The sequence below is a fragment of the Streptomyces sp. SAS_272 genome (assembly GCF_052543235.1).
Map to the genome: position 1 here is coordinate 15,604 of NZ_JBMNDR010000020.1, position 18,248 is coordinate 33,851.

At 71.4% G+C, this 18,248-nt stretch carries 14 protein-coding genes; 7 read left to right on the forward strand and 7 right to left on the reverse strand.

The annotated features are described in order from the left end of the window. Positions 1 to 146 precede the first annotated feature (146 nt). Complete coding sequence (locus ACN6LD_RS14470; protein ID WP_445043352.1) at positions 147 to 680, forward strand: ATP-binding protein; 534 nt, start codon at positions 147 to 149, stop codon at positions 678 to 680. 395 nt (positions 681 to 1,075) lie between these two features. On the opposite strand, the gene ACN6LD_RS14475 is transcribed toward ACN6LD_RS14470, so the two are convergent. Together ACN6LD_RS14475 and ACN6LD_RS14480 are read right to left on the reverse strand one after the other, a co-directional pair. Then, positions 1,076 to 2,140, reverse strand: coding sequence for a DUF2637 domain-containing protein (locus ACN6LD_RS14475; protein WP_445043353.1), 1,065 nt, complete (start codon positions 2,138 to 2,140; stop codon positions 1,076 to 1,078). Between the two features lie 325 nt (positions 2,141 to 2,465). Continuing rightward, complete coding sequence (locus tag ACN6LD_RS14480; protein WP_445043354.1) at positions 2,466 to 3,314, reverse strand: (2Fe-2S)-binding protein; 849 nt, start codon at positions 3,312 to 3,314, stop codon at positions 2,466 to 2,468. A gap of 119 nt (positions 3,315 to 3,433) precedes the next feature. Here ACN6LD_RS14480 and ACN6LD_RS14485 point away from each other — a divergent pair, with 119 nt between their 5' ends. Then, positions 3,434 to 4,477: a GntR family transcriptional regulator gene (locus ACN6LD_RS14485; protein ID WP_445043355.1), complete on the forward strand. Its 1,044-nt coding sequence runs from the start codon at positions 3,434 to 3,436 to the stop codon at positions 4,475 to 4,477. A 315-nt stretch (positions 4,478 to 4,792) separates the two neighbouring features. Here ACN6LD_RS14485 and ACN6LD_RS14490 read toward each other — a convergent pair whose 3' ends face one another. Together ACN6LD_RS14490 and ACN6LD_RS14495 are read right to left on the reverse strand one after the other, a co-directional pair. After that, the gene (locus tag ACN6LD_RS14490; protein ID WP_319193424.1) at positions 4,793 to 5,587 is read right to left on the reverse strand and encodes a hypothetical protein; all 795 of its coding nucleotides are present in this window, start codon (positions 5,585 to 5,587) and stop codon (positions 4,793 to 4,795) included. Positions 5,588 to 5,759: 172 nt separating this feature from the next. After that, positions 5,760 to 7,460 carry a PucR family transcriptional regulator gene (locus ACN6LD_RS14495; protein ID WP_445043356.1) on the reverse strand — a complete coding sequence of 567 codons (1,701 nt, stop codon included), beginning with the start codon at positions 7,458 to 7,460 and terminating at the stop codon, positions 5,760 to 5,762. Positions 7,461 to 7,839: 379 nt separating this feature from the next. Here ACN6LD_RS14495 and ACN6LD_RS14500 point away from each other — a divergent pair, with 379 nt between their 5' ends. From ACN6LD_RS14500 to ACN6LD_RS14520, 5 genes are all read left to right on the forward strand, one after another. After that, a complete protein-coding gene (locus ACN6LD_RS14500) occupies positions 7,840 to 8,730 on the forward strand; it encodes an FAD binding domain-containing protein (protein ID WP_319193426.1) in 891 nt (296 codons plus the stop codon). Then, complete coding sequence (locus tag ACN6LD_RS14505) at positions 8,730 to 9,341, forward strand: (2Fe-2S)-binding protein (protein ID WP_319193428.1); 612 nt, start codon at positions 8,730 to 8,732, stop codon at positions 9,339 to 9,341. The genes ACN6LD_RS14500 and ACN6LD_RS14505 overlap by 1 nt, the downstream gene beginning before the upstream one ends. Before the next feature lies 1 nt (position 9,342). Beyond that, a complete protein-coding gene (locus tag ACN6LD_RS14510; RefSeq protein ID WP_319193429.1) occupies positions 9,343 to 11,763 on the forward strand; it encodes a xanthine dehydrogenase family protein molybdopterin-binding subunit in 2,421 nt (806 codons plus the stop codon). A gap of 182 nt (positions 11,764 to 11,945) precedes the next feature. After that, on the forward strand, positions 11,946 to 13,400 hold the full coding sequence (locus tag ACN6LD_RS14515) for an NCS2 family permease (protein ID WP_445043357.1): 1,455 nt from the start codon (positions 11,946 to 11,948) through the stop codon (positions 13,398 to 13,400). 67 nt (positions 13,401 to 13,467) lie between these two features. After that, positions 13,468 to 14,658 (forward strand): XdhC family protein, encoded by a 1,191-nt coding sequence (locus ACN6LD_RS14520; RefSeq protein ID WP_319193432.1) that lies wholly within the window; start codon positions 13,468 to 13,470, stop codon positions 14,656 to 14,658. 382 nt (positions 14,659 to 15,040) lie between these two features. Here the strand turns inward: ACN6LD_RS14520 and ACN6LD_RS14525 are convergent, their stop codons facing one another. The 3 genes from ACN6LD_RS14525 to ACN6LD_RS14535 all read right to left on the reverse strand — a co-directional run bounded on the left by ACN6LD_RS14525 (position 15,041) and on the right by ACN6LD_RS14535 (position 18,235). Continuing rightward, entirely contained in the window at positions 15,041 to 15,481 is a 441-nt protein-coding gene (locus ACN6LD_RS14525; protein ID WP_319193433.1) for an SRPBCC family protein, read from the reverse strand. A 111-nt stretch (positions 15,482 to 15,592) separates the two neighbouring features. Next, complete coding sequence (locus ACN6LD_RS14530; RefSeq protein WP_445043358.1) at positions 15,593 to 16,381, reverse strand: polysaccharide deacetylase family protein; 789 nt, start codon at positions 16,379 to 16,381, stop codon at positions 15,593 to 15,595. Between the two features lie 405 nt (positions 16,382 to 16,786). After that, on the reverse strand, positions 16,787 to 18,235 hold the full coding sequence (locus tag ACN6LD_RS14535; RefSeq protein ID WP_445043359.1) for a family 43 glycosylhydrolase: 1,449 nt from the start codon (positions 18,233 to 18,235) through the stop codon (positions 16,787 to 16,789). Between the last annotated feature and the right edge of the window lie 13 nt (positions 18,236 to 18,248).

The window sequence follows — 18,248 nt, forward strand, 5'->3', positions numbered from 1 at the left end:
CCGGAACCCCCGTTCCGCCGCCCGAACATGGCCGAACACCCGGGCGTTGACAATTCGACATGACTGGCCTGGTGTCGATCGGGCATGGATCCCCGTGAACGTGTTCGAGCAGGAGGGGAACCGACATCGACACGCGGGCGGGGGCCATGGAAAGGCAGGCACGGGGTAGCGGTCCGGCGACGATCGCGGGCACCTCGACGACGAGAAGGACGAGAGGGGCGAGAGGGACGGGGGAGGCGGAGAACGCCGTGGAGGCCGGACAGGACCCCGCCGAGACCACGGCGGAACCGGGCCGGGGCTCGCAGCTCAGGCGTCGACTCGGACGGGCCGACCTGCGGGCGGTGCCCGAGGCGCGCCGGGCGGTGCGGGAACTGCTGCGGGGCTGGGGGAAGCCCGGCCGTTCCGAGACCGCGGAACTGCTCACCAGCGAACTCGTCACCAATGCGCTCGTGCACACCGACGACGACGCGGTCCTGACGGCCACTGTGTCGCCGTCCGGCCTGCGTGTGGAGGTCCGGGACGGCGCGGCCGGCCGGCCCCGTCCGAGTGCGCCGACGCCCGACGAGGGGACGCACGGGCGTGGACTGATCCTGGTGGAGTCCCTCGCGGACACCTGGGGCGTCCGGGCGCAGGGCGGTGGCAAGGTCGTCTGGTTCGAGCTGGCAGCCGGAGCCGCCTGAGACGCCGAGTCTCAGAGCGGGGTGTCGAGCCTCGGGAAGAGGACGGCGTCGAAACGGCGGGAACAGCGGTAACGCCGGTAACGGCCGAAACAGCGGAAAACGGCGGGAAACAGCGGGGGAGCCTCGGCGGGATGCGGAGCGGGAGCCGAAGAGGCGTACCCGCTTCGAAAAGACGTACCCGCGTCGAGAAGACGAACGACGTCGAGCGGAACGGCCGGGGTCCAGAAGACGGAGTGCCGGGCGCGGAGCCGACCAGCACGGTGACCGGGATGCAGGGACCGGCGAGGCGCCGGCGGCGGCGAGTCGCAGACCGTACGTCATGGGAAGGGGGCGCGACCGCGGCGGTCGCGCCCCCTTCCCATGATTCTGACTTTCCGTCAGCCGAACTGCTGCTGTCAGCCGAACTGCTGCTCCAGGTCCTTGAGCTTGCGCTCCAGGGAGTCCAGACGCGGGAGGGCCATCGTGTCGTCCTCCGCGGTGAGGTCGACGGTGGCCGACGCCTCAGAACTGTGACGGACGGGCTGCAGAGAGGGACGTGAGCGCACGGGCAGCTGCTCCGCCGAGTTCGCTATGGCAGGCTCCGCGGCGACCCGCTCGGCCGTTGCCCGCTCCAGAGCCGCCTGCGCCTCGACCTGACGGCCGCCGCCACCGCCGCCGCGGCCGGGGAAGCGGCCGTGACCCCGGCTGATCGCCTTGAGCTGCGCCCGCTCGACCCGCTGCTGCTCACGACGGCGCAGCTTGGTCTCCTCCTTGCGGGCCTTGTCCTCGCGGACCTCCTCGACGGCCTCGTCCAGGCTGCGCACGCCCTCGAGGAGCATCAGCGACCAGGCCCTGTACGTCTCACGGGGAGCGCGCACCCAGCGCACGACGCGGATCTGCGGCAGCGGGCGGGGCACCAGACCCTGCTCGCGCAGCGCGGCCCGGCGGGTCTGCTTCAGCGCACGGTCGAAGAGCACGGCCGCCGACAGGGACATGCCGGAGAAGAACTGCGGGGCTCCGTCGTGACCCAGGCCCCGGGGCGCGTGCACCCAGTTGAACCAGGCCGCGGCGCCGGCGAACGTCCACACGAGTATCCGGGAGCCGAGCGCCGCGTCACCGTGGCTGGCCTCGCGCACTGCGAGCACGGAGCAGAACATGGCGGCGCCGTCCAGGCCGAACGGAACCAGGTATTCCCAGCCGTTGGTGAGGCCGAGGTTCTGCTGGCCGAAGCCGACCAGTCCGTGGAAGGAGAGCGCCGCGGCGACGGCCGCACAGCAGAACAGAAGGACGTAGGAGGCGGTGCCGTATATGGCTTCCTTGCGCCTGCGGCGCTCCTCGGTACGCTCCCACGAATCGTCCGCGCTCGCGCTTGCCCCCGAGGAGCGCTTGCCGCGCGCGAGTACCGCAACCGCCGCCAGCATGCCCAGGAGCAGTACGGCGCCCGGAAGCAACCAGTTCAGCGATATGTCGGTCAGTCTCATCTGGGGTCCCTTGCATTGGGATAGGGCGTAACGCCCGCCATAGTGGCCCAATCCCGCCGTCCCTCAGGGGGTTTCGGGGCAAGAGGCCGCCAAGGAGGTGCAAGGGAATGCCCAGGGCGACGTTCTGCTCGAACTGCCGCTTGAGGGGCGGGAGTTGAGTTCGAATAAGACTACCCGTACGGGTGGTTCAACGGAAAGTTCCCGTGGCGAGTGAGAAAGTTGTGAATCGCTCGTAACCGTAGGGCGGTCTCGTCCGGGTGATCTTACGGGACGTCCCGCGGCGGCTCGTCGGCGGGGCGCGTCCTCGCCGGCGTCTGAGGGGTGGTCAACCGGCGGCGGCAGCAGTGAGCTTGGTGACGCGGTCCGCGTCGCAGGTGCGCGGACAGGTGGCGCAGGCGTCCTCGGGGCGCACCGTGTAGAACAGGCAGCAGCTCGCCCGGTCGCGGGTCGGCAGGGACGCGCCGTCCGGGCCGATCAGGTCGCGGAAGGCCGCCGTGCCGACGTAGGGGCGGGTGGCGCCAGGGAGCAGGAGTTCCAGTTCCCGTCTCGCCCGCTCGTGCTCGTCGGGGCCGAGCAGCCCGGCGACGTGCCAGAGGCCCTCGACGATCTCGTCCGTCACCATGCCCCACAGGGCCCGGCCGCGGCGTCGCGCGCGGGGTCCGAAGCCGGCGAGCACGGGCTCGTGGTGCTCGGCTATCGCCGCCCGCACCTCGGTCCGCAGCGCCTCCTCGTCCCGTACGACCCGGGCGCCCGGCAGCAGCGCCGCAGGGTCGCCCGGCAGGCAGGCGAAGGAGGTCGGCGGGCGGACCGCCATCCGCATGCCGCCGTCGGTGCGGTCGTACGAGACGTGCGTCACGGGGAAACGGGGCACCCGGCGGTGCAGGAACCAGGGGACGGTGATCAGCAGGCAGGCGGGCCAGGAGTACCGGCGAAGTCCGAAACTGGCGATCACGTCCGGACGGGCCCGGTGACCGTAGTCACGGACGACCTGCTCGTCGTCCCAGGAGAGAAATGTTTCCAGCGCCGGTCCGCCCGCTGCCAGCTGCGCCGCGCGCACCCAGCCGGCACCGTCGGGAAACGGTTCCGACTGCCCGAGCTCCGTGACGCTCAGCTCCGGCAGCGCCTGCGCGAGGACGGCGTAGGCCGCGGCCGTGACCGACGAAGCTGGGGGCATGGCAGACCGCCGTTTCGTAAGCGATTTCAGGTAAGCCTAACCTAAATCACCGTCGTTGGGATTTGAACTGACGGCCAGTGCGCCTAAGGTGCTTGACGGACGAGTAACAACCACCCGTAATGACCGCAAGTACCGACAACGCCGGAGGAGGCCCCGTGGAGCACAGTGCGCAGGGCTCCACGGAAACGGGCATACCGGTTTCACCACAGGGCGAGGGCCGTGCCCGGGTGCCGGTGCAGTCGCGGGCCGGGTCTGCCGGGCCGGCGGACCCCGTCAGGTCTGCCGGGGCCGCCAGGTCTGCCGGGCCCGTCGGATCTGCCGAGTACGGCGCGGGGGGCGAGCGCGAGCGGTGCGGTCCGGCGGGCGCCGCCCGCGGGGAGCACACGCACGGCGAGACCTCTGCCCCCGGCTCGGCTGCAGCCCCCGTGCCGGCCGCGGCGCCCGTTCCCGGGCCGGCCCCCGTCTCGGGAACGGCGCCTGCCTCCGCGCTCGGTTGCGGTCGGGAGCAAGGACCTTCGGCGCAGCAGCCCCGACCGGTCGTCCAGCGTGCCTCGGTGCGCGGCCAGATCCTCGATGCGCTGCGCACCGCGCTCGTCACGGGGGAGCTGCTGCCGGGCGAGGTCTACTCGGCGCCGGTGCTCGGCGAACGCTTCGGGGTGTCCGCGACGCCGGTGCGTGAGGCGATGCAGCAGCTGGCGCTGGAGGGCGCCGTCGAGGTGGTGCCGAACAGGGGCTTCCGGGTCATCGTGCGGGGAGTCCGTGAACTGGCCGAGTTGGCGGAGGTGCGGGCGCTGCTCGAGGTGCCCGTGCTGATGCGGCTCGCCCGGACCGTGCCCGCCGAGCGCTGGGCCGAGCTGCGGCCCCTCGCGGAGGCGGGCGTGCGGGCGGCGGCCACCGGTTGCCGGGCGACGTACGCGGAGGCCGACCGCGTCTTCCACCGCGCGGTGCTCGCGCTGTCGGGCAACGAGCAGCTGGTCGGCATCGCCGAGGACCTGCATCGGCGGTCGCAGTGGCCGTTGGCCGGTGGTCCGGCGGGGCGGATCCGGGCTGCCCTCGTCGCCGACGCGGCCGAGCACGTGTCGTTGCTCGAGGCTCTGACGGCGGGGGATCCGGATGTGGTGCAGGCGCTGATGCGAGGGCACTTCGTCGGTGCGGGTGGGTGAGAAGCGGCTCGTTGTGTGACCGCTTTCTCTGTTTCCGGCCCGCGCCCTTCGAGGGCTGCCGCCCTCAGCCCCCGCTTCGGCCCTGACGGTGCCCCGTTCTCAAACGCCGGACGGGCTGGCATGCCCCTGACCGGAGTTGTGCTGATCGACGCCCGCCCGGCACGCTCTGAAGCGTCGGACGGGCTGACATGCATCGCCGGACGGCTGACATGAGCGCCGGACGGAGCTGGCATGAAACGCCGGACGGGCGGACATGGCCCGACCGGAGCAGCTGCCTCTCGCGGTGTTTCCCTCCGCTCCGGGCCGGGTCCTGACTCAGGCGCCGGACGGGCTGGGTGCCGCCGGGGACGCCGGAGGGGTCAACTGGCGTGCCAGCCAGGTCGGCACGCCTCCCAGGAGCCGGAACAGGCGGCGGGCCTCCTCCCGCAGGCGGGCGGCCTCGGGCTCGGTCTCCGCGTCGGCGAGTGAGGCGAGTGCCGGGGCGGTGCCCACGAGATAGCCCAACTCCTCGCGGATGCGCAGGGATTCCGCGAACCCGTGCCGGGCCTCGGCCAACTCGCCTTCACGCAGGGCCAGTCCGGCGAGGTGGCGCCAGGTGAAGGACAGCAGCAGCGAGTCCGACTGTGCGGCGGCGGCGGTGTGGGCGCGTCGGTACGCGGCCCTCGCGGCCTGTGGGGAACGGGTGATGTTCTCCGCGAGCAGGCCCCTGCGGAAGTCCAGCAGCGCCCGTGCGGGGGCGTCCGGCGGGATCAGCGCCGCCGCCCGCCCGAGCGCGGCCCGGGCCTCGTCCACCCGGTCGCGCACCTTGTGCACCGTGGCCGCATAGGCAAGGTGCCCGCGTTCACAAGCGGCCGCGCCCCGCTCCTCGTCGTCGTGGGCCAGTGCCTCCGCCGTGCGCAGCGCGTCCTCGGCGTCCTGCCAGCCCTGCTCGGTGTACAGGCACCGTTCCACCATCAGGGAGGCCCGCTGGATCGCGCCCGTGGCCGTGTCGGGTGGCAGCAGGGACGCCGCGTCCGCCCAACAGGCGCGTGAACGCAGCCGCCATACCGCAATCTGGACAGGATCGTCACCTGAGGTCGTTCCGGTACCAGACATGGCGGAATGCGCCACGTTGCCCTCCCCGAGCGCGCCGTCGAGCTGTGAGTGGTGGGCGCATCTCAGCACGAATGGAGGCACCGGGCCAAGGGGGCGGGTGAAAGATTTCACAAAGTCGTGGGACGTTTCCGCCTCCCGGGTTTCGCCCGGCGGCGGTCGACGGCCGGCCGCCGACGCCGGTCCGGGCTCAGCTCATGCGCAGGGCCAGGAAGAAGTCCAGTTTGTCCTCCAGGCGCGACAGGTCACGACCCGTCAACTGCTCGATACGCCCGACCCGGTAGCGCAGTGTGTTGACGTGCAGGTGCAGACGGGAGGCGCACCGGGTCCACGAGCCGTCGCAGTCGAGAAACGCTTCCAGCGTCGGGATCAGCTCGGCGCGGTGCCGCCGGTCGTAGTCGCGCAAGGGGTCCAGCAGGCGGGCGGTGAACGCCCGGCGCACGTCGTCGGGGACGAACGGCAGCAGAAGCACGTGCGAGGCCAGCTCCTGATGTCCCGCGGCGCAGACCCGGCCGGGCCGGGCGGCTGCCACCCGCCGGGCGTGCCGGGCCTCCTCCAGCGCCCCGCGCAGCCCCTCCGCCGAGTGCACGGCCGCGCTGACCCCCAGCGTGAGCCGTCCGTCGCCGTCGAGGCCGGCCGACAGGGGCTCGCGCACGGCCGCCAGCAGCGCGTCGGCGAGGACGCCGGTCTCGGAGCCGTCGTGCTCGCTCGACACCGCCGGCAGCGGGACCAGGGCGACGGCCTCGTCCCCCGTGTGGGCGACGGCGATGCGGTCGGAGGGCTCGGAGCCGCCGGCCTGCGGGTCGACCAGGATCTCCTCGAGAAGGGACTGGGCCACCGGGCCGGCCTCCAGGCCGCTGTCGGCCCACTCGACTCGGGCCACGACCACCTGCCAGTGCGGGGCGGCCCCCAGACCCGGCAGCAGCACCGGCGCGGCCACCCGCAGGCGGGCCGCGATCTCCGCGGGGGCCGCGCCCGTCTGCACCAGCTCCAGCACCTCCTGTGCGAGCCGCCGGCGGACCGTGCGCGCCGCGTCCCGGCGCTCCCGCTCGACGGCGATCAGCTGGGTGACGCCCTGGAGCAGGTCGAGGCGCTCGTCCGCCCATTCCCCGGCGTCCGCCTCGACGGCCAGCAGCCAGTCCGACAGGACGCTCTCCCGCACGTCCCGCACGTCCCGCACGGCCTGGGACGCTTGAGGGACCTGTGGCGCGCGCCCGCCGCCGCGGATCGGGAACAGCGAGTACGACACCGGGCCCACGTTCACCCGGTGCGGTCCGCGCCGGGCGGTACGGACGGCCGCCAGATGCTCCGCCGCCAGCTTCGCGCACACCTCGGCCGGCAGGCCCGGGCCCGCCGCCTTCGGACCCGCGACGAGCCGGCCGGTGGGCGACAGGACCCATGCGCGCAGGTCCAGGTCGGAGCCGAGCAGGTCCAGGACGACGTCCGGGCCGCCGCCGGCCGGTCCCGAGGTCATCATCCGGCGGTGCCGGTCGACGACGGCCGCCAGGTCGCCCGCGCGCTCGCCGGACACCTGCCGCACGACGTGCTCGGTGATCGTCGCGAAGGCCACCGACTCGTGCACCGCGAAGAGCGGCAGCCGGTGCCGGGCACAGGCCGCGGCCAGGTCTTCCGGGACGTCGCCGAGCTCCGCCTCGCCGGCCGCCAGGGCCGCCACGCCGGCCTGTACCAGGAGCCGCACGAACGGCTCGGAGTCCGCCGCGTCCCGGCGCCAGGCCAGACCCGTCAGCACCAGCTCGCCGCCGGAGAGGTACCGGCTGGGGTCCCTCAGGTCGGTGGTCATGACGCCCCGCACCGAGCGGTCCAGTTCGTCCACGCCGCCGAGGAGCCTGAGGCCCAGCGCATCGGTGTCCAGAAGTGCGCGCAGCCGCATCTCGTCGCCGCCGTTCTCTGTCTCGAAATCTACGATGAATCCTGAAGGGTGCGGCGGGTGGCTGCCCGCCTCGCCTCCGCCTTGCGGGCCGGACGCCACGACGTCCGGTCACCAGCCGCATTCTTCGATCGCCAGGCTGTTTCCCACGTTTCCACAGGAAAACGAGGAGGTTACCGAGGGCCTGCGTTCATACGAATCTACAAGATGCCCCTACCGACCAGCCAACTCCTTCATGGTTTCCGTGACTGACCCGGTCGGAGCAAGGCCCTGTGTACTGGGCTCATTCCGCGTGAACAGCACCTGAACGAGCCGGGCCCGCCGCACCCGATTCTGGCTCGAACCGAACGACTCACGAGACAGACGAAGAAGAGAGCCGGTCATGGACTTCCTTCGCCCCGCCAGCTGGGAGGAGGCGCTCGCCGCCAAGGCCGAGCACCCCACCGCTGTGCCGATTGCGGGTGGCACCGACGTGATGGTCGAGATCAACTTCGACCACCGGAGGCCGGAGTACCTGCTCGACCTCAACCGTGTCAGCGACCTCTACGAGTGGGAGACCGGCGAGGACAGCGTGCGGCTCGGCGCCTCCGTACCGTACGCCAGGATCATGGAGAGCCTGCGCGCCGAGCTGCCAGGTCTCGCGCTCGCCTCGCACACCGTGGCCTCCCCGCAGATCCGCAACCGCGGCGGCGTCGGCGGCAACCTCGGCACCGCGTCCCCGGCCGGCGACGCCCACCCCGCACTGCTCGCCGCGGGCGCCGAGGTCGAGGCCGAGTCGGTGCGCGGCGTGCGCCGGATCCCGATCGACGCGTTCTACACCGGCGTGAAGCGCAACGCGCTCGCCCCCGACGAACTGATCCGTGCCGTCCACGTCAAGAAGGCCGACGGCCCCCAGCAGTACTCCAAAGTCGGCACCCGCAACGCCATGGTCATCGCCGTCTGCGCGTTCGGTCTCGCGCTGCACCCCGGGACCCGGACCGTGCGCACCGGCATCGGCTCCGCCGCACCGACCCCCGTCCGCGCGAAGACCGCCGAGGACTTCCTGAACGCCGCGCTCGAAGAAGGCGGTTTCTGGGACAACGGAAAAATCATCGCGCCGTCCGTGGCCAAGCAGTTCGCCCAGCTGTGCGCGGCCTCCTGCAACCCCATCGACGACGTCCGGGGCACCGCGAGCTACCGCCGCCACGCGGTCGGCGTCATGGCCCGCCGGACACTCACCTGGACCTGGGAGTCGTACCGCGGCGCCCGCCGCCTCTCGGAGGGAGCTGCGTAATGCGCGTCAACTTCACGGTCAACGGACGCCCCCAGGAAGCCGACGACGTGTGGGAGGGCGAGAGCCTGCTGTACGTGCTGCGCGAGCGGCTCGGACTGCCCGGCTCCAAGAACGCCTGCGAGCAGGGCGAGTGCGGCTCGTGCACAGTCCGTCTGGACGGCGTGCCGGTCTGCTCGTGCCTGGTCGCCGCCGGTCAGGTGGAAGGCCGCGACGTCGTCACCGTCGAGGGACTCGCCGACCACGCCAGACAGCGCGCGGCCCACGACGGTTGCGGAACCGGTTCCTGCGGCACGTCACCGCAGAGCACGCAGCAGGCGGCGCCCCGGGACGGCACCCGGGGGAGTGAGGCCGGGCCGGGCGACTCACACACCGGCGAGGGCACCGAACTCGCCCCCATCCAGCAGGCGTTCATCGACGCCGGCGCCGTGCAGTGCGGCTTCTGCACCCCGGGTCTGCTGGTCGCCGCCGACGAGATGCTCGAGCGCAACCCGAACCCGACCGACGCGGACATCCGCGAGGCCCTGTCGGGCAATCTGTGCCGCTGTACCGGTTACGAGAAAATCATGGACGCGGTCCGCCTGGCGGCCGCCCGACAGGGAGAGGCGGTCTGACATGCCCTTCCCCACCCACGGCTCAGCCCGAGCGGAGGGCGCCCCCGTCGGCACCCCCACCAAGATCACCCAGGGTTCCCGGACCAGGGGCGGCATCGGCGAGTCCACGCTGCGTCCCGACGGCACCCTCAAGGTCACCGGCGAGTTCGCCTACTCGTCCGACATGTGGCACGAGGACATGCTGTGGGGCCAGATCCTGCGCTCCCCGGTCGCCCACGCCGAGATCGTCTCCATCGACGTCTCCGAGGCCCTCGCGACCGCGGGCGTCCACGCCGTCATGACCTACGACGATCTGCCGACCGGCGTGCGCAACTACGGCCTGGAGATCCAGGACACCCCGGTCCTCGCCCACGGCAGGGTCCGCCACCACGGCGAGCCGGTCGCGATCGTGGCCGCCGACCACCCCGAGACCGCCCGCCGCGCGGCCGCCAAGATCAAGGTCGAGTACCGCGAGCTGCCCGTCATCACCGACGAGGCGTCCGCGACCGCTCCGGACGCGCTGCTGCTCCACGAGGGCCGCGACGACCACCACAGCCCTCACGTCGCGCACCCCAACATCGTCCACCGTCAGCCGATCGTCCGCGGCGACGCCGAAGGGGCCGCCGCGCGGGCCGACTTCGTCGTCAAGGGCGAGTACACCTTCGGTATGCAGGACCAGGCCTTCCTCGGCCCCGAGTCGGGACTCGCCGTGCCGGAAGAGGACGGCGGCGTCCACCTCTACATCGCCACCCAGTGGCTCCACTCCGACCTGCGCCAGATCGCCCCCGTCCTCGGCCTGCCCGAGAGCAAGGTGCGGATGACGCTGTCGGGCGTCGGCGGCGCGTTCGGCGGCCGCGAGGACCTGTCCATGCAGATCCACGCCTGCCTGCTGGCCCTGCGCACCGGAAAACCCGTCAAAATCGTTTACAACCGTTTCGAGTCCTTCTTCGGACACGTCCACCGTCACCCCGCCAGGCTCACCTACGAACACGGCGCCACCAAGGACGGCAAGCTCACGCATGTGAAGTGCCGCATCGTCCTGGACGGCGGCGCGTACGCCTCCGCGTCCCCCGCGGTCGTCGGCAACGCAGCCTCGCTGTCGATCGGCCCCTACGTGGTCGACGACGTCGACATCGAGGCCGTCGCCCTTTACACCAACAACCCGCCCTGCGGCGCCATGCGCGGCTTCGGAGCGGTCCAGGCGTGCTTCGCCTACGAGGCGCAGATGGACAAGCTCGCCGACGCGGTGGGCATGGACCGGGTGGAGTTCCGCCGGCTCAACGCCATGGAGCAGGGCACGATCATGCCCACCGGCCAGCCGGTCGACTCCCCGGCTCCGGTCGCCGAACTCCTGCGCCGCGTCAAGGCGATGCCGCTGCCGCCGGAGCGCCAGTGGGAGAGCAGCGAGGGCGCGGACGTACGGCAGCTGCCCGGCGGTCTGTCCAACACCACGCACGGCGAGAGCGTCGTACGAGGAATCGGTTACGCGGTCGGCATCAAGAACGTCGGCTTCTCCGAGGGCTTCGACGACTACTCGACCGCCAGGGTCCGCATGGAGGTGATCGCCGGCGAGCCCGTCGCGACCGTCCACACGGCGATGGCGGAGGTCGGCCAGGGCGGTGTCACCGTCCACGCCCAGATCGCCCGCACCGAGCTGGGCGTCGCTCAGGTGACCATCCAGCCGGCCGACACCCGGGTGGGCAGCGCCGGCTCCACCTCGGCCTCCCGGCAGACGTACGTCACCGGCGGCGCCGTCAAGAACTCCTGTGAGCTCGTCCGGGAGAAGGTCCTGGAGATCGGGCGCCGCAGGTTCGGCTCCTACCATCCCGCCTGGGCCACCGCCGAGCTGCTCCTGGAGGGCGGCAAGGTCGTCACCGACGGCGGCGAGGTCCTCGCCGACCTGGTCGACGTGCTCGAGGACGAGGCAGTCGAGGTCGAGGCGGAGTGGCGGCACCGGCCGACCGAGCCCTTCGACCTGCGCACCGGACAGGGCTTCGGGCACGTCCAGTACTCCTTCGCCGCGCACCGCGCCGTCGTCGAGGTCGACACCGAGCTCGGCCTGGTGAAGGTGATCGAGCTGGCCTGCGCCCAGGACGTCGGAAAGGCGCTGAATCCGCTTTCCGTCATCGGTCAGATCCAGGGCGGCACCGTCCAGGGTCTGGGCGTCGCGGTCATGGAGGAGATCATCGTCGACCCGAAGACCGCGAAGGTCAGGAACCCCTCCTTCACGGACTATCTGATCCCCACGATCCTCGACACGCCGACCATCCCCGTCGATGTGCTCGAACTCGCCGACGACCACGCGCCGTACGGGCTGCGCGGCATCGGCGAGGCGCCGACCCTGTCGTCGACCCCGGCCGTCCTCGCGGCGATCCGGAACGCGACCGGGCTGGAGCTCAACCGCACGCCGGTCCGTCCGGAGCATCTGACCGGCACGGCGTGACAGTCCCTCCGGGCGGCGCACGGAACGTCACACCCTCCGCGCCGCCCGGAGCCGGCAGATCGTTCGTCTCGGGCCGTCCCCCGGGTCGTGCGGCCGACGCACCTTCCCAAATCCCGCAAACGCAGTGAGCGCCGCGGAGCGCGGCGCGCGGGTGCCCCTTTGAACCTTGGGAGCAGGCCCACATGACCCAGTCACTTGAACCGAAGACCGTCCCGGACGACGCGGACACGGAAACCCGCGTCCCCGCCGGACGCTCCCGGCTCGACCGGTACTTCCACATATCCCGGCGAGGATCCACGGTCGCGCGCGAGGTGCGCGGCGGCGTCACCACGTTCATGGCGATGGCGTACATCCTTCTGCTCAACCCGCTGATCCTGTCCGGCAAGGACGCTGCCGGGGGCACCCTCGGCCAGCAGGCCCTGATCACCGCAACCGCTTTCGCAGCCGCTTTCACCACGTTGCTGATGGGATTCTTCGGCAAGGTGCCCCTCGCGCTCGCCGCCGGACTGTCCGTCTCCGGCGTGCTGTCCTCCCAGGTGGCGCCGCAGATGACCTGGCCGCAGGCGATGGGCATGTGCGTGATGTACGGCGTCGTCATCATGCTGCTGGTCGTCACCGGCCTCCGCGAGATGATCATGAACGCCATTCCGCTCGCCCTCAAGCACGCCATCACCATGGGCATCGGCCTGTTCATCGCACTCATCGGGTTCTACAAGTCCGGCTTCGTGCACCAGGGCCGAGCGACCCCGGTGACCCTCGGACCGGCGGGCGAACTGGCGGGCTGGCCGGTGCTGTTGTTCGCCGGCACCCTGCTGCTGATCTTCATGCTCCAGGCCCGGAACGTCCCCGGCGCCATCCTTGTCGGCATCGTCGGCGGCACGGCCGTCGCCGCGATCCTCAACGCCGCCGGGGTCGTCGACCCGAAGCAGTGGGCGGCCGGCGCTCCCGAGCTGCACGGCAGCGCCGTCTCGATGCCCGACTTCTCGCTCTTCGGGGACGTGGAGTTCGGCGGCTGGGGCGAGGTCGGCGCGATGACCGTCGGCATGATCGTCTTCACGCTGGTCCTCGCCGGGTTCTTCGACGCGATGGCCACCATCATCGGCGTCGGCACCGAGGCGGGCCTCGCCGACGACAAGGGCAGAATGCCGGGCCTGTCCAAGGCGCTGTTCATCGACGGGGCCGGCGGGGCGATCGGCGGAGTGGCGGGCGGCTCGGGCCAGACCGTGTTCATCGAGTCGGCGACGGGCGTCGGCGAGGGCGCGCGCACGGGTCTCGCCTCGGTCGTCACCGGCCTGTTCTTCACCGCCTGCCTGTTCTTCACCCCGCTCACCGCGATCGTTCCGCAGGAGGTGGCGTCCGCGGCCCTGGTGGTCATCGGCGCGATGATGCTGATGAACGCCCGGCACGTCGACTGGGCGGACCGGGCAACCGCTGTCCCGGTGTTTCTGACCGTCGTGCTGATGCCGTTCACGTACACCATCACCGCCGGTGTCGCCGCGGGCGTCATCTCCTGGGTCGCCATCAAGGCCGCGCAGGGCAGAGCACGAGAGATCGGCGCCTTCATGTGGGGGCTGACGGCGATCTTCCTCCTCTACTTCTCCCTCAACCCGATCGAGAGCTGGCTGGGCGTGCACTAGCCGCGTCGTGACCGCCCCTCGCCGGGCACACCGTCCGTCACATCACCGCAGTCAAGGAGACCGAGAGATGCTGGACATCGCCGAAGAGCTCAACCGGTGGGTCGAGCAGGGACGTGACTTCGCCGTCGCCACCGTGGTGGCCGTCGGCGGCAGCGCGCCCCGCCGGCCCGGCGCCGCCCTCGCGGTGGACGCCGACGGCACGGCGGTCGGCTCGGTCTCCGGCGGCTGTGTGGAGGGCGCGGTGTACGAGCTCTGCCGCCAGTCGCTGGAGGACGGGCAGCCGGTCCGCGAACGCTTCGGCTACAGCGACGACGACGCCTTCGCCGTGGGGCTCACCTGCGGGGGAACCATCGACGTGCTGGTCACCCCGGTGCGGGTCGGCGATCCGGTCCGCCCGGTGATCGCCGCCGGCCTCCGGGCCGCGGCCGCCGGGGAGGCGGCGGCGCTGGCGAGGATCGTGAACGGACCCGCCGACCTCGTCGGCCGCGCGCTGCTGGTGCACGCGCAGGGCGGTCGCGACGGCGACACCGACTCCGCCCGCACCGCCACCGCCCACCAAGGCGGATTCGGCGCTCACCCCGAGCTCGACCGCACCGTCGCGGCCGAGGCCGCCGCGTTGTTGGACGCCGGGCGCACCGGCACGGTGGAGATCGGCGAGCAGGGCGCACGCTGCGGGGCGCCGCTCACGGTCCTCGTGGAGTCGTCGGTGCCGCCGCCCCGGATGATCGTGTTCGGGGCGATCGACTTCGCGTCGGCGCTGGTCCGGGTCGGCAAGTTCCTGAACTATCACGTGACGGTCTGCGACGCCCGCCCCGTCTTCGCGACCGCGGCCCGTTTCCCCGAGGCCGACGAGATCGTGGTCGAGTGGCCGCACCGGTACCTCGAGCGCACGCAGGTGGACGCGCGGACCGTCCTGTGCGTCCTCACCCACGACGCCAAGTTCGATGTCCCGCTGCTCCGGCTGGCGTTGCGGCTGCCGGTCGCCTACGTCGGCGCGATGGGATCCCGCCGCACCCACCTCGACCGCAACACCCGGCTGCGCGAAGTAGGCGTCACGGAACTGGAGTTGGCGCGACTGCGGTCGCCCATCGGTCTCGACCTCGGGGCCCGGACGCCCGAGGAGACGGCGCTGTCGATCGCGGCGGAGATCGTCGCCGCGCGGCGCGGCGGCAGCGGGCTCTCGCTCACCGGGGCGCACACGCCGATCCATCACGACGTGACGTCGCCACCGACCGGTCGGATAGGTTCGGTGGCCTGAGCCGTCGTCCCCGGCCCGTCGTCCCCCGGCCCGTCGTCCCCCGGCCCGTCGTCCCCCGGCCCGGCGGCCACCGGTCGCCGCGCGGACGCGAGTCGTCGAGACGCGCCGACCCCGCATCCCGCACCCGCATCCCGCATCCCGCACCCGCATCCCGCACCCGCATCCCGGACCACGCCGGCCATGGGTCCCGCCGGCAGAGCTGCCACGGAGCACGCACGCCGGGGCGCTTCGAGTCGGGCACGCCGGTGTGCTTCGAGTCGCGTCCGCGGGACTGCTTCGAGTGACGCCTGAGAGGTGCCGCGGGGCACGCCCGACAGCGGTCAAGCGTCACACCTGCGGGGCGGCCCGGCGCAGCCTGGCCCGCCTTGGTGGGCGCTCGCCCTCAGGGTGTGCGCAGGAGGCGGTCGGCGGCGCGTCCGAAGACCGAGCCCGCCGAGGCTTTCACCAGGCGGTCGAAGACGGACGGGAGAAAACGCACCCGCAACTCTTCGCGCCAGATCACCTGCGTCCGGCCGCCGGGGCGCGGCCGCACCTCGATCTCGGCCCAGCCGAGGACGACCCGGCCACGCTTCTCCAGCCGGCACCGGCCCGGCTCTCCGGCGGCGGGCGGCTGCCACCCGGTGACCTCCATCCGGTCGTCGAAGGCGAGCGGGCCGCACCCCGAACGTGCCACGAAGACCGTGCCCTCGCGGGTCGGCGGGGGAGTGAGTACGAGGACGCGCGTGAAGGGCACCACGTCGCCGTGTCGGGACCACTGCGTCAGACGCCGCCAGGCGTCCTCCGTGGAGAGCGGGACCGTGCGTTCCACCTGGAAGATGACCACGTTCTCGATCGTAGGGACACCGGCCCGTTCCGCGGGGCATCACCCGCCGCTTCGCCGCTTCGCGGTCCGTGGCACGGGGGGCGGGGGTGGGACGGGTGGCGGTGCTTCGGGTCAGCGGTAGACCTTCCCCGGCTCGGCCTTGCCGGGCGCCAGCAGTTGAGGAACGGTCACGAAAACGAATCCGCGCTCTTTCAGCGCGTCGATGATCCCCGGTACCGCCGGTACCGTCCCGTCGTAGATGTCGTGCAGCAGGATGATGCCGTCCCGGTCGGCCTGCGCGAGGACCCGGCGCCGGATCAGCGCGGGGTCGGTCGTCGTGTAGTCCTTGGCGGTCACCGTCCACAGCACCTCGGAGAGTCCCAGCTCGCGGCAGATCTCGTGCACCGTCTCGTCGGTGCGGCCCTGCGGCGGACGCATCAGAGTGGGGCGCCGGCCGGTGAGGCGCTCTATCTCGTCGTTGGGGCGCTGGAGTTCCTCGCGTATCTTCTCCGGCTCGATCCGCGTCAGGATCTTGTGGTCCCAGGTGTGGCTGGCCACCTCGTGCCCCTCGGCGGCCATGCGTCTGACGAGTTCGGGGTGCTGGTCGATGTGTCCCTTGCCCAACAGGAAGAACGTCGCCGGGACCTGTCTCTCCTTGAGTACGTCGAGCAGCCGGGCGGAGTTCTCACTCGGTCCCGCGTCGAAGGTGAGGGCGATGCACTTCGCCACTCGGCAGTCCACGGGACCGAAGCGGGCGGCCTGCGCGGTGGCCGAGGGCAGCGCCCGGACGGCGCTCGGACGGGTGGTGTCCATGCCGCTGCAGCCGGTGAGCGTGACCGTCAGGCAGGCGGCCGCCACCGAGATGGCGGCACCGCGCAACCAGGCCCGATTGTTCTTCGTCTTCCTCGTCAGTGAACGCATGTCGAGACTATACATAAAGCGTATACACGCAACGTATAGTCTCCCACCTGCGCATTGTGTGCCCTGCATCAGTGGCGACGAGTGAGGGTTGATGCCGGTTCGCGCGTCGAGAGCGGCGTAGAAACTCCGGCTTGAGCGGTGTCGAAATTGTCGAAACTCCGGCCCGCGCGGTGTCGCAGTTCCGTCGTCAGCCGTCTTGGAGCTCTGGCGTCCCCGAGCTCTGGCTCTGTGAGCTCTGGCGTCTGTGAGCTCTGTCGTATCCGGCTTCGGAACTGCGTCGCTGGACGCTGCACACGGTCGGCCTGCCGCCGAAACGGGGCGGCGCTCCGACGGCACCGCTTCCGCGGGCTGTCGGAGCGCCGTCGTCATCTCGAAGCGAGTGTCACGGGGCGGTCGACGGGAGTGTCACTGGGCGTAGAACGTCGCGTCTCCCCGGTCGGTCGCCGTGCTCGGCGTCTGCACGTACAGCAGGTAGTTGTAGTGGCGGATGTAGCGACCGGCGTTGTTGTACGACTCGTAGCTCACGCCCGCCGAGTCGGCGAGGCCGGCCCTGCGGTAGAAGGCGGCGTCGGAGGCGAACGTCGACGAGCCGTCGTTCTTCTCCAGCCACACCTCGAAGTTCTTGTGCCGCAGGTAGTAGCCGGGGAAGTTCGCGGCCTCCAGCGAGACCGTGCCGGTTCCCGCCAGTCCGGGCACCACGCGGAACTGCGAGTCCGCGAGCGGGCTGACGTTCGCCTCGATCTTGGCGCGGTACTCCCAGTGGCGGATGAACCGGTCGGCGTAGTTGTACGAGGAGAAGCGCTGCGGGGTGACGCCGTCCGCCACCGGGATGCCGAAGTCGGGCGTTCCGTCGGCCTTCCAGTACACCTTCTGCACCCGGGTGCGGCGGTTGGGGTCGTTCAGGGGGTCACCGGAGATGTCCTTGTAGCTGCGGTCGTGGTAGACGAGGACGTCGGACTTCCCGTCCTCGGAGACCGTGAACGAGTTGTGGCCCGGGCCGTACTGCGAGGTCGCCGCGTTGGTGGTGAAGACGGGCTGCGACCCCTTGCTCCAGGACGCCGGGTCGGTGAGGTCGGCCGTCGCGGAGGCGGTCAGCATGCCGAGGCAGTAGTTCGCGTCGGTGGCGCTCGCCGAGTAGGTCATGAAGACCTTGCCGCCGTGCGGGATGAGCGCCGGCCCCTCGTTGACCTTGAAGCCGACCGTCTCCCAGGACAACGTCGGCTGGGAGATCTCCGTCGGCGTGCCCGTGATCGTCCAGGGGTTGGCCATCTTCGCGATGAACAGGCTGGTGTTGTTGTTCTCCGCCGGGTTGCGCTGCGCCCAGGCGAGATAGCGGACGCCGTTCACGACGAAGGTCGTCGAATCGAGCGAGAAGCTCTCCCACGTGGTCTTGATCTGGCCCTTCTCGGTCCAGGTCGCGGTCAGCGGATTGGCGCCGGCGCCCTCCAGGACGTACATCCGGATCGCCCAGATGTCGGACGTCGCCCCGGCCGCGAAGTACACGTACCACTTGCCGTCGATGAAGTGGATCTCCGGCGCCCAGATGTGCGCGCCCATGACCCCGCTGGCGTGCTTGGTCCAGATGGTGACCTCCTGGGCCGTCGACAGGCCCTGGATGGTCGTCGCCCGGCGCAGCACGATGCGGTCGTACTCGGGGACCGTGGCGGTGAAGTAATAGTAGCCGTCGGTGTGCTTGAAGATGTGCGGGTCGGCGCGCTTCTCGGCGATCGGGTTGGTGTATGTCACGGCGGGGGAGTCCGGCGCGGCGGCCTGGGCGGGGGCCCCCAGGCCGGTGAGGGCGGTCGCGAGGGCGACGAGTACGGCCAGGAGCAGCCGAACGGCGTTGCGTCTCAAGGGAGTTCTCCAA